At 67.6% G+C, this 10635-nt stretch carries 9 protein-coding genes; 2 read left to right on the top strand and 7 right to left on the bottom strand.

Annotated features, from left to right (window positions below):
• From VGC18_RS15090 to VGC18_RS15115, 6 genes are all read right to left on the bottom strand, one after another.
• Window positions 1-1061: glycosyltransferase (locus tag VGC18_RS15090; RefSeq protein WP_331098877.1), on the bottom strand; the 1061-nt coding region annotated here is incomplete at its 3' end.
• A gap of 407 nt (window positions 1062-1468) precedes the next feature.
• On the bottom strand, window positions 1469-1651 hold the full coding sequence (locus tag VGC18_RS15095; RefSeq protein ID WP_331098879.1) for a DUF2510 domain-containing protein: 183 nt from the start codon (window positions 1649-1651) through the stop codon (window positions 1469-1471).
• Window positions 1652-1871: 220 nt separating this feature from the next.
• Complete coding sequence (locus tag VGC18_RS15100) at window positions 1872-3620, bottom strand: beta-galactosidase family protein (protein WP_331098891.1); 1749 nt, start codon at window positions 3618-3620, stop codon at window positions 1872-1874.
• Window positions 3621-3720: 100 nt separating this feature from the next.
• The gene (locus tag VGC18_RS15105; protein ID WP_331098881.1) at window positions 3721-5079 is read right to left on the bottom strand and encodes a sugar ABC transporter substrate-binding protein; all 1359 of its coding nucleotides are present in this window, start codon (window positions 5077-5079) and stop codon (window positions 3721-3723) included.
• 159 nt (window positions 5080-5238) lie between these two features.
• The gene (locus VGC18_RS15110) at window positions 5239-6174 is read right to left on the bottom strand and encodes a carbohydrate ABC transporter permease (RefSeq protein ID WP_414672899.1); all 936 of its coding nucleotides are present in this window, start codon (window positions 6172-6174) and stop codon (window positions 5239-5241) included.
• 1 nt (window position 6175) lies between these two features.
• Window positions 6176-7090, bottom strand: a complete 915-nt coding sequence (locus tag VGC18_RS15115; protein ID WP_331098883.1) for a sugar ABC transporter permease — start codon at window positions 7088-7090, stop codon at window positions 6176-6178.
• Between the two features lie 142 nt (window positions 7091-7232).
• Between VGC18_RS15115 and VGC18_RS15120 the strand changes: the two genes are divergently transcribed.
• The gene (locus tag VGC18_RS15120; protein ID WP_331098885.1) at window positions 7233-8264 is read left to right on the top strand and encodes a LacI family DNA-binding transcriptional regulator; all 1032 of its coding nucleotides are present in this window, start codon (window positions 7233-7235) and stop codon (window positions 8262-8264) included.
• A 265-nt stretch (window positions 8265-8529) separates the two neighbouring features.
• Window positions 8530-9177 (top strand): NAD(P)H-binding protein, encoded by a 648-nt coding sequence (locus VGC18_RS15125; RefSeq protein WP_331098887.1) that lies wholly within the window; start codon window positions 8530-8532, stop codon window positions 9175-9177.
• Window positions 9178-9261: 84 nt separating this feature from the next.
• Here VGC18_RS15125 and VGC18_RS15130 read toward each other — a convergent pair whose 3' ends face one another.
• Entirely contained in the window at window positions 9262-10584 is a 1323-nt protein-coding gene (locus tag VGC18_RS15130; protein WP_331098889.1) for a hypothetical protein, read from the bottom strand.
• Window positions 10585-10635: the final 51 nt, after the last annotated feature.

Below are 10635 nucleotides of genomic sequence, written 5' to 3' on the forward strand. Positions count from 1 at the left end.
AGCAGCCATGCGACGGTGAAGGCGACCCCGAGCACCGTGAAGTCCAGCCGGGCGAAGATGAGATACCAGATGCTCAGTCCCATCGTCAGCGGGGTGAGGAGGATCTGCAGCACCGTGATCTTCGTCACGAACGGCACACGCCATACCCATCCCTTGGCAATCGCCGTGATGTAGCAGCGGTACGAGTTGCGGCTCCAGCGGACCCGCTGCTTGATGAAGGCGGCGAAGCCCGCCGGGAACATCGACAGGGCTCGTGCGGACGACTGGTGCACCGTCTTGTAGTTGGAGGCGAGCACGAGCCAGGTGAGCCGGCCGTCGTCGCCGGAGATGCAGCGGCGACCGAGGAAGAACTCGTTCTCGAGGTTGTCGAGCACGGGAAGCACCGCCGCACGACGATAGGCGGCCGTGCGACCGGAGAGACAGGGGACCGCGCCGGCTCGGCCCATGGCCGGTACGTAGTTGTAGTACCGCAGGTTGACGAGCCAGTCCGCGATCTTGCGCCACACACTGGAATTGCGCTGATAGACGTTCTGCTGAGTGCCGACGCCGCCGACGGAGGAGTCGACGAACGGCTTTTGCACGTTGGCAAGGAGCCCGGGCTCCCAGGAGGTGTCGGAGTCCGTCAGCACGAGGATCTCGAATCGTGCCAGGCGGATGCCCGCCCCCAGGGCCGATCGCTTGCCGACGTGGTGGAAGAGGATCGGACGAATCCGCGAATCCTCCAGCGCCTGGATGCGGTGGTAGGCCTCCAGGTCCGCGACGTCGAGCACGATGATGATCTCGGTCGGATCCTGCGCGCGCCAGCTCTCCAGACACCGCATCAGGATGTCCGGATCCTCGTGATACGACGGCACGATGACCGAGGTCGTCGTCCGGAAGTCGGACTCGATGGGCTTGGCCATTCCGGAGAGGATCACTCGATAGAGCCAGAGGGCCCAAACGATGATCCCCGCGACGCCAAGGGGGAAATAGCGCAACGAGTCGCCGAGAAACGCCTGAATCTGGGGAAGATTCAACTGGACGTCCGCGGAAAGGGCGTGCAGGGTCGACAAAGCAAACATAAGGATCGGGTTCCTTCTGTTGAGAATATTCAGATATCAGATAGATGATCGTCGGGAAACAATCAGGGTAAGCGCCGCCGGATGGGACGAACGCTGGGCGTCCGCTCCATCCATGAGCTTGACGGGGAGCCTAAAACAACCCGCACGGCGAGTTGAACCCTCTTACCAACTTGTTTACTTGACCGAAACAATTTCGCCACCCGGCGGACATCCCCCGTTTCCCCGTTCACAACTCCTGCAACTCGGATCCGAACCCCACCTCGGCCCCACGAAAACCCGAGAAATCCGGGGATTTTGCCGGGCTTCTCCGGGGCTCTGGCAGAGAATTGCCGGAGTTGTGAACGGGGTTCGGACTCGACAGGCGTCCTCGGACGCGGATCGGCGACCCAGAACCCGCCACGCGTGGCTCAGGGCTTCGTCGACGGCCGCTTCCTGGAGGGCGGCGTGGTCAGCATCTGGACCGTCACCGGCACCAGCTGCCCCGTCCACTCCGCACCATTCCACCAGCGGACGTTCCAGGGATCACCGGGCTCCTCGTACCAGCCGGGCATCCGCGGTGCACCGGGCAGTGCGCTGCTTCGGGGGCGCACTCCCGCGGGATACCCCGGTGGGACGATCCCGGACGGTCGGGAACTCGCCCGTCCCCGCCGCACAGGATGCGCAAGCACGGCCAGCGTCGCGATCGTCAGGCGCCGGAGAACAGACCACACGTGTCGTCCCCCGAAGCTTCCCACACTCAGAAATGTAACGTAACGATCTGTCCGGCGAGGTCGTCGCCGCGCTCCCGCCGCTTCGACCGCGGCGCACCGGCTAGAACTCGAGGTGTCCGAGCTCGTGAGCGGAGACGAAGCGGGCGGTCGGGGTCGACAGCCCCTGCAGCTCGAACAGGACGACCTCGTTGAGACCCGCTCGCACCAGCGGCGCGGGCACGTACAGCGTCGACTGGGGACCGCGGCTCCAATAGCGACCGAGGTTGAAGCCGTTCACGAAGGCGACCCCCTTCCCCCAGCCCGCGGTGCTGAGGAACAGGTCGACAGGCTCCTCCACCTCGAAACCGCCGCAGACGAACGCCGGTCCGGCGACGGACCCGGTGACCGCGGCGTCCCCCTCGAACAGCCGATCGGGCAGCACCGACAGCGCGAGCGGCAGCACCGACCACCGTTCGAGCGGCGCACCGTCCAGCACCGCGCCGCCGATGAGGCCCTTGCGCTCGCCGATCCGCTCGCCGTAGTTGACCCTCCCCTGGTCCTCCACGAGGACGTCGAGGACACCGCCGCGGGGCACGACCAGCGCACGGTCGTGCTGGTCGCGACTGAGCACGCCAACAGGATCCCCGTCGAGGAAGAACTGCGCCCGATCGCGCACCTCGTCGACGCTGAGCACTCCCCCGTGCTCGAGCGTCGTGCGATACAGGGCGAAGCCGCGGTAGTGGCCGAGCTCGTCGAGGGTCGGCAGGTGGTCGTACGAGGTCCAGGCGCCCAGGGCGGGAAGCGCATCCGACAGCGAGACGAAGCGGTCCAGGTCCATCTCGAAGACCGGCGCCGGAGCCGACGCGGCGGGCAGCTCGTCGGGAACCGGGGCGTACCTCGCGATGACCTCGCGGAAGGCCCAGAACTTCGGGCCAGGCTCTCCCGCCTCGGTCAGCGGGGCGTCGTAGTCGTACGAGGTCGTGGTCGCCTGGTAGACACCCTTGTCGTTGGCGCCGTTGGTGAAGGCGAAGTTCGTTCCGCCGTGGAACATGTAGAGATTCACGGACGCCCCGGACGCGAGCAGCTCGTCGAGCTCCGCCGCCGCCGCCGCGACCGCCGTCGTGTGGTGATGGGCGCCCCAGTGGTCGAACCAGCCGTCCCAGAACTCCCCGCACATGAGCGGGCCTGTCGGCTGATGGCGTCGCAGCGTCGCCAGGCGCTCGCCGGACCGGGAGCCGAAGGATGCCGTCCGGTGCAGCTCCGGAAGACCGCCGTCCTCGAGCATCTGATCGGTCGGCTGATCGATGGTCGTCAGCGGAACCGTGATGCCCGCCGCGCGGTTCAGCTCGACGAGCGCCCGGAGGTAGTCCTTGTCGTCCGCGTACGCGCCGTACTCGTTCTCCACCTGGACCAGGATGACCGGACCGCCACGGTCGACCTGGCGACAGGCGACGATGGGCAGCAGCGCCGCGAGGTAGTCGGAGACCGCGGCCATGTAGCGCGGCTCGTTGCGACGGATGCCCACCCCGGCATCCTCGAAGATCCAGGCGGGCAGCCCGCCGTTGTCCCACTCGGCGCAGATGAAGGGGCCGGGGCGGACGATCGCGTGCAAGCCCTCCGCGGCGATCAGATCGAGGAAACGACCGAGATCGAGGCCGCCGCCGGTCTCGAAAACGCCTGGCCGCGGGGAGTGCTCGTTCCAGGGGACATAGGTCTCGATGGTGTTGAGACCCATGAGGCGCGCCTTGTGGATCCGATCGGCCCAGAGATCCGGATGCACGCGGAAGTAGTGCAGGGCGCCGGAGATCACCCGGAACGGCCGGCCATCGAGCAGGAAGTCGGTCTCGCCGATGGCGAAGCTGTGGCTCATCGGATGCGCGTGCGCCACTGTGGCACTCCTTGGTGAGAGAGGAAGAGATGAGGAGAAGAGGGTGGCCCCCGCCGAAACCGGAGGGGGCCACCGGTGGTGCTTACTTGCTGGTGACCGTGAAGCCCTGGTCGTTGCCGTAGCTGGCCGTCGCCTTCTGCCACGCCTTCAGACCCTCGTTGAGGTCCGACTTGTTGGCGTAGGCCTGGCCGACGGTGTCGCCGAAGATGCTGTTCGAGTAGACCTGGAACGGCAGGTAGCTCCAGCCCTTCACAACGTCCTTCGCCGACTGGGCGAGCACCTTGTTGATCTGCTGACCGCCGAAGTAGTCGATCTTCGCGTCCAGGAACGAGCTCGAGTTCAGGTCGGCCACGGTCGACGGGAAGCCGCCGGCCTTGAGCGAGATCTGCGTGCCCTCGCCCGCGTTCATGTACTTGAGGAACGCCGCGGCGACGAGCTTGTTCTTGCTCTGCTTGAGGATCGCATCCCCACCGCCGCCGTTCTCGGCACTGGCGGTCTCACCGGCCGTGTAGGTCGGCAGCGGAGCGACGCGCCAGTCTCCGGAGGCGTCGGTGACGCCGGTCTCGAGGTTGCCCGGCATCCAGGCCCCGATCGCGAGGGTCGCGATGGTGCCGTCGCCCAGGCCCTTGTACCACTCGTCGCTCCACGAGGAGACGGGCGAGACGAGGCCGCCGTCGACGAGCTGGTTCCAGGTGTTCGCGAACTTCTTGGAACCGGCATCCTGCAGGTTGATCGTCACCTTCTTGCCGCCGTCGCTGGTGGTGTACGGCTGGCCGCCCGCCTGCCAGATCATGCTCGTGGTGAAGCCGGCGTCCCCGGTGTCGTTGGTGATGTACTCGGCCGGGTTGGCCGCGTGCAGCTTCTTCGCGTCGGCGATGTACTGGTCCCAGGTGGTCGGCACGTCGAGGCCGTACTGGTCGAAGACCTTCTTGTTGTAGAACAGGGCCATGGGGCCGGAGTCCTGCGGAAGGGCGTAGACCTTGCCGTCGAGGTTGACGGAACCCCAGGTGCTCGCGGTGTACTTGGCCTTCAGGCTGTCGAGGCCGAAGTCGCTGAGGTCGGCGAGGGAGTCGGAGAGCGCGAACTGCGGCAGGGCGTAGTACTCGATCTGGGCAACGTCCGGAGCGCCGGATCCCGCCTTGATCGCGTTCTGCAGCTTGACGTACTGGTCGTTCCCGGTTCCGGCGTTGACGACCTTGACCGTCACGTTCGGATACTTCTTCTCGAAGGCCTGCCCGATCGCCTTGACCGCGGGGGCCCAGGCCCAGACGGTGATGGTCGACTTCTTCTGCAGGGCGGCGGAGATGTCGCTCGCGCTGCCGGAGTCGGCCGATCCGCCCGATGACGAGCAGGCGGCCAGGGCGACCGTCAGGGCCATTCCCGTCGCGAGGATGGATGCGACCCGGCGCACGCGCGCGCCGGTGCTGTGTGGTGTTCTCATTTTCTGCCTTTCACTTCGTCGTAAAGGTGTTGCGATGAATCCGGCCTTGAAGGCCGCGCTGTGGAGAGTTGCTGGGGTGGAACTGCATGCGATCGCTCTCCGTGATCGCACGACATCTGGTGATCCGACATCGGGTGGCCCGACATCCGGCGGCCCGTCTCATGCCTTGACGCTCCCGGCGGAGAGCCCCGACTGCCAGTACCGCTGAAGGAACAGGAAGGCCACGATGATCGGCACGATCGCGAGCAGCGACCCGGTGATCACGAGGTTGTAGATGGCCTGCCCGCCGACGGTCTGGGACTGCGCATTCCATTGGTTGAGACCGACCGTGAGGGGATACCAGGTCGGCTCGCTCAGCATGATCAAGGGCAGGAAGTAGTTGTTCCAGGTCGCCACGATCGTGAACAGCAGGACGGTCACGAGGCCGGGAGTCAGCAGCCTGATCGAGATGGTGAAGAAGGTGCGGAATTCGCCCGCCCCGTCCATCCGCGCCGCCTCCAGCAGCTCCGTGGGTATCGCATCCGCCGCATAGGTCCAGATCAGGTACAGGCCGAACGGACTGATGAGGGACGGGAGAATGATCGCCCACGGGGTGTTGGTGAGGTGCATCTGGCTGAACATCAGGAAGGTCGGCACCGCGAGCGCCGTGCCGGGGATGGCGACCGCGCCGAGCACGATGGCGAAGACGGCCCGCTTGCCGGGGAAGTTGAACTTCGCCAGGCCGTAGCCGCCGATGAGGGCGAGGAAGGTGGCTCCCCCGGCCCCGACGACGACATAGAGCAGGGTGTTGAGCAGCCAGCGCACGAAGACGCCGTTGTCGTAGGTGAGGGTCTGACCGATGTTGTCAAAGAGCGCGAACGGCCCGCTGAACCAGAGCCCGAAGGAGCTGAGCAGCTGGGCCTGCGTCTTCGTCGAGCTCACGAAGAGCCAGAACAGCGGAAGCAGGCTGTAGATCACGAGCAGCGCCATGACGACGGTCAGCGGGATGGACCTGCGCTTCTGCAGGCCCACGCCGCCGCTGCCGTGGGCGTGGCGCGTGCGCCTGGCCGCCTGGCGTCTGGTGGCCGGGGTCGCGATGGTGGTCGAGGCCGACATCTCAGGCCTCCCTTCTGGAAGCGGTGAGTTGCACGACGTAGGCGATGATGGCCGTGGCGACACCGACGATGATCGCGATGGTCGCCGAGTAGTTGTACTGCTGGCCGGAGAACGACAGGTTGTACGCGTACATGTTGGGGGTGAAGTAGGTGCTGATCGAGTTGGGGGCGAGGGACTGCAGGATGTTCGGTTCGTTGAACAGCTGGAAGCTTCCGATGATCGAGAAGATCGTGCCGATCACGATCGCCGGCCGCAGCGCCGGGAACTTGATGCTGCGGATGATGCGGAAGGCTCCGGCTCCGTCGAGCTCGGCAGCCTCGTAGAGGTCCACGGGGATCACCCGGAGCGCGGCGTAGAAGAGCAGCATGTTGTAGCCGACAAACTCCCAGGTCACGATGTTGCCGACGGAGGTGAGCACCCAGTTGTTCGAGAGCGGCGCGAGGGCCGTGCCGAGCCAGTCGTTGATGTTCTTCACGAGGCCGAACTGGGTGCCGTACATGAAGCCCCACATGAGCGTCGCGACGACGGCGGGGACGGCATACGGGAGGAAGATCGCGATCCGGAAGAACGAGGAGAGGTAGAGCCGCGCGCTGTCGAGCGCGAGCGCGGCGATGAGCGACAGCGCCAGCATGATCGGCACCTGCACCACGAGGAACAGGCTGACCCTGCCGAGCGAGTTCCAGAGCTTCGGGTCGGTGAAGGCCTGCCCGTAGTTGGCGAGCCCCACGAAGGAGTTGCCGCCGATGAGCTGCTCCTTGAAGAGGCTCAGGTAGATCGAGTAGACGACAGGGGCGATCAGCACGAAGGCGAAGATCACCATGAACGGGCCGACGAACTTCCAGCCGTTCCAGTTCAGTTTGGGCTTTCGCCGTCGCGGTTTATCGGTCGCACCGAGGGGGATAGACGTCGTCGTCATCTTCGATTTCCCGTCATTTTTCGGCCTACATTGGCTGTCCAACCCACCGCGTCGGAAAACATCCTTCACGATGCTCATGTTTGCGTAAACATGATGTGGGAACACGCTAGCATGTTTACGCAAACATGGGGAATGGAATCCGATGACGAATCTGCGAAGCGGCAGGCGGGGCCCGTCGATGGCCGACGTCGCCGCGGCCGCGGGGGTGTCGTCGCAGACCGTGTCTCGGGTGGCCAACGGGCTCACCAACGTCGACGCCTCGACCCGGGACCGGGTGCTGGTCGCCATGGGCGAGCTGGGGTACCAGCCGAACAGCGCGGCGAGGGCCCTCAAGACCGGCCGGTTCCGATCCATCGGCGTGATCATGTTCACCCTGTCGACCTTCGGCAACATGCGCACCCTCGATGCGATCGCCACGGCCTCCGCCGAGGCGGGGTACTCCATCACGCTCATGCCGATCGCCGTCCCCACCCAGGGCGAGGTCGCCGGGGCGTTCGGCCGACTCACCCAGCAGGCCGTCGACGGCATCGTCATCATCATCGAGGCGCACATCCTCGACCGGGCGCACATCGTGCTGCCGACCGGCATCCCCGTCGTGATCGTCGACTCCGATGCGGGCGAGCAGTATTCCGTCGTCGACGCGGACCAGGCACAGGGCGCCCGGCTCGCCACGGAGCACCTGCTCGGGCTCGGCCACACCACCGTCTTCCACATCGCCGGCCCCACGTCCTCGTTCTCGGCGTCCCGCCGCACCGCCTCCTGGCGGGCCACCCTCGAGGAGGCCGGGGCCCCGGTCCCCGAGCCGCTCATCGGGGACTGGACCGTCGAATCCGGCTACCGGCGGGGGCTCGAGCTCGCCGACCGACCGGAGCTGACTGCCGTATTCGCCTCGAACGACCAGATGGCGCTCGGTGTCATGCGTGCCCTGCACGAACGCGGGCTCGACGTGCCCCGCGACGTGAGTGTCGTCGGCTTCGACGACATGGAGGAGGCGGGCGCGTTCTGGCCGCCGCTGACCACCGTGCATCAGGACTTCGCCGAGGTGGGCAGGCGCTGCATCGAGATGCTGCTGCGGGAGATCGAGGATCACGAGCCCGGCTCCGGAACGAGCATCGTGCCCACCACCCTCGTGCTGCGGTCGAGCACGGCGCCGCCGCGGGCCATCGTCCGCTGACCGCGCGGCCCGTGCGCTCCGTGCGATCCGTGCGACGCTCGGCCACCGGTTACCCGCGATCGATCCGCTCTCCCGCGCCACCCCGGACCGGCATCCCGCCCCGCGCATAACTCCTGCACTTCTCCGCCGGACGACGTGATTCTCCCGGATTTGCGGGCCACGCCGGGCGCCGGCGCCCGATCTGCAGGAGTTATGCACACGGAGGGCGGCGGGACGGCGGAAACGAGGGCGTGACGACGACCGCCGAAGCGTTTATCGTCGAAGGATGCGCATCGTCATCGCCGGAGGTCACGGCAAGATCGCCCTCCTCCTCTCCCGGCTCCTCACGCACGCGGGACACGAGCCGATCGGGCTGATCCGCGATCCGGCCCAGGCCGACGAGGTTCTCGCCGCGGGAGCGACTCCCGTTGTGCTCGACCTCGAGCAGACCGATGTCGGCGAGCTCCGGACCGTGCTCGAACGGGTGGATGCGGTGGTCTTCGCGGCGGGCGCGGGGCCGGGCGGCGGCAACGCCCGCAAACTCAGCCTCGACAGGGACGGGGCGATCCTGCTCGCCGATGCGGCGGTGGCCGCGGGCGTGCGGCGAATGGTCGTCGTGTCGAGTGTCGGCGCGGACGAGGGCGACCCGACCTCGGACGACACCTTTCAGGTCTATCTGCGGGCCAAGGGCGAGGCGGATGCCGCGGTGCGCGAACGCGACCTCGACTGGACGATCGTGCGCCCGGTCGCCCTCACCGATGACCCGCCGACCGGGCACGTGACGGTCGGAGACCGGGTCGTGCGCGGCAGCATCCCGCGAGCCGATGTCGCCGCGGTGATCGCGGGCCTGCTCGACGGCGACGGTGCGATCCGCCGGCAGTTCGAGCTCACCGGCGGGGACACCCCGATCGAGGCCGCCCTCGGTTCGCTCTAGAGTCGCGGCCGGCGAGTCGGCCGTTCCCGGGCGCGGCAATTTGGCGCCGGCTCGGCGGAGCCGGCGCCAAACCACCTCGCAGATCTAGGCCCGCGCGGTGCGCCGGCGAGCGACGAACATCGAGCCGAGGCCGATCAGCAGGGCCAGCGCGGCCAGCAGACCGGCGAGACCGGTGCCCTCCGCGCCCGTCGAGGCGAGCGCCGAGGCGGTCAAGCCGGCCGTGGTGATCACTCCGCCCGTGGCGGGAACGGACGGAGTCGACGGCGTCGACGGGGTGGTCGGCGTCGTGGGGCCGGTCGGGCCGGTCGGGTCCGTCGGCGTCGTGCCGGTACCACCGGTGCCGCCGGTGCCGCTGTCGCCAATGACGGAAACGGCATTGCCGCCCACCGTCACGGGAAGGGACACCGTCGGGGCGATCTGGGTGCCGCCGACGGCCGAACCGTCACCGTCGGTCGTTGCCGGGGTGCCGCCGACCGTCACCGGAGTGGTAGTCGAGCCGGAGCCGGACGAACCCGCCGAGGAGGAGTCGCCCGCCACGCTGATCGCGTTGCCGGCAACCGTCACGGGAACCGCGACGTCGGGGACCACCTGGGTACCGCCGGCGATACCGTCCTCACCCGAGGTCGTCGATCCGGCAGAAGTGGTCGGGTCGGCGGAGCCGTCTGACGTCGAGGTCTGTCCCGTCCCGGAGCTCGCGCCCCGAGACGAGGAGTCGCCGATGCCGCTAATCGCGTTGCCACCGAGGGCGAGCGGGATGGCGATGTCGGGAGTGATCTGGCTGCCGCCGGCGATGCCGTTCGCGCCGGAGGTCGTCGAGCCGGTGCCGTCGCTGCTCACCATCGCGGGGGCCACGGCCGCCGAGCTCGGTGCCGACTCGGTGTCACCGATCACGCTGATCGCGTTGCCGCCGACCGTGACCGGGACGGTCACATCCGGGACAACCTGGGTTCCACCGGCGATGCCGTCGAGACCGCTCGTGGACGGTGCCGCGGCGGTCGTCGCGGGAGCCGGATCGGTGGATGCCGGTGCCGCAGCCGCTCCGGGACCGCTCGACGAGCTGTCCCCCGCGACCGAGATCGCGTTGCCGCCGACCGTGACCGGGGCGATCGCGGTGATCAACGCCTGGGTTCCGCCGAGCAGCGAGTCGTCGCCACCCGTGGTGGACGGAGCCGATGGGGCCGGCGTTCCCGCCGCCGCCGAACCCGTGCTGGACGAGTCTCCGAGGATGGAGATCGCGTTGCCGCCGACCTGGATGGGGGCGGCGATGTCGCCGACCACCTGGCTGCCGGAGGCGATCCCATCGTCCCCGCCGGTTTCCGCCGCGTTCGCCGCGGTGGCGCCGAGGACCATCATGCCCCCGACTGCGAGAGTGCCGTACAGCGCTCCCCACAGAATTCTTCTGTTCATGGTTCTACTGCTCCTTGACTGATTGATCGTTGATGTCCGCGGATGCGCGGG

It is taken from the genome of Lacisediminihabitans sp. (genome assembly GCF_036404185.1).
In the GTDB taxonomy this organism is placed as follows: domain Bacteria; phylum Actinomycetota; class Actinomycetes; order Actinomycetales; family Microbacteriaceae; genus Lacisediminihabitans.

Bases quoted from the DNA above. Each gene is read 5' to 3' on its own strand.
- VGC18_RS15120 (WP_331098885.1), top strand. From the start codon at position 7,233: ATGACGAATCTGCGAAGCGGCAGGCGGGGCCCGTCGATGGCCGACGTC.
- VGC18_RS15115 (WP_331098883.1), bottom strand. From the start codon at position 7,090: ATGACGACGACGTCTATCCCCCTCGGTGCGACCGATAAACCGCGACGG.
- VGC18_RS15130 (WP_331098889.1), bottom strand. From the start codon at position 10,584: ATGAACAGAAGAATTCTGTGGGGAGCGCTGTACGGCACTCTCGCAGTC.
- VGC18_RS15105 (WP_331098881.1), bottom strand. From the start codon at position 5,079: ATGAGAACACCACACAGCACCGGCGCGCGCGTGCGCCGGGTCGCATCC.
- VGC18_RS15100 (WP_331098891.1), bottom strand. From the start codon at position 3,620: ATGAGCCACAGCTTCGCCATCGGCGAGACCGACTTCCTGCTCGATGGC.
- VGC18_RS15125 (WP_331098887.1), top strand. From the start codon at position 8,530: ATGCGCATCGTCATCGCCGGAGGTCACGGCAAGATCGCCCTCCTCCTC.
- VGC18_RS15110 (WP_414672899.1), bottom strand. From the start codon at position 6,174: ATGTCGGCCTCGACCACCATCGCGACCCCGGCCACCAGACGCCAGGCG.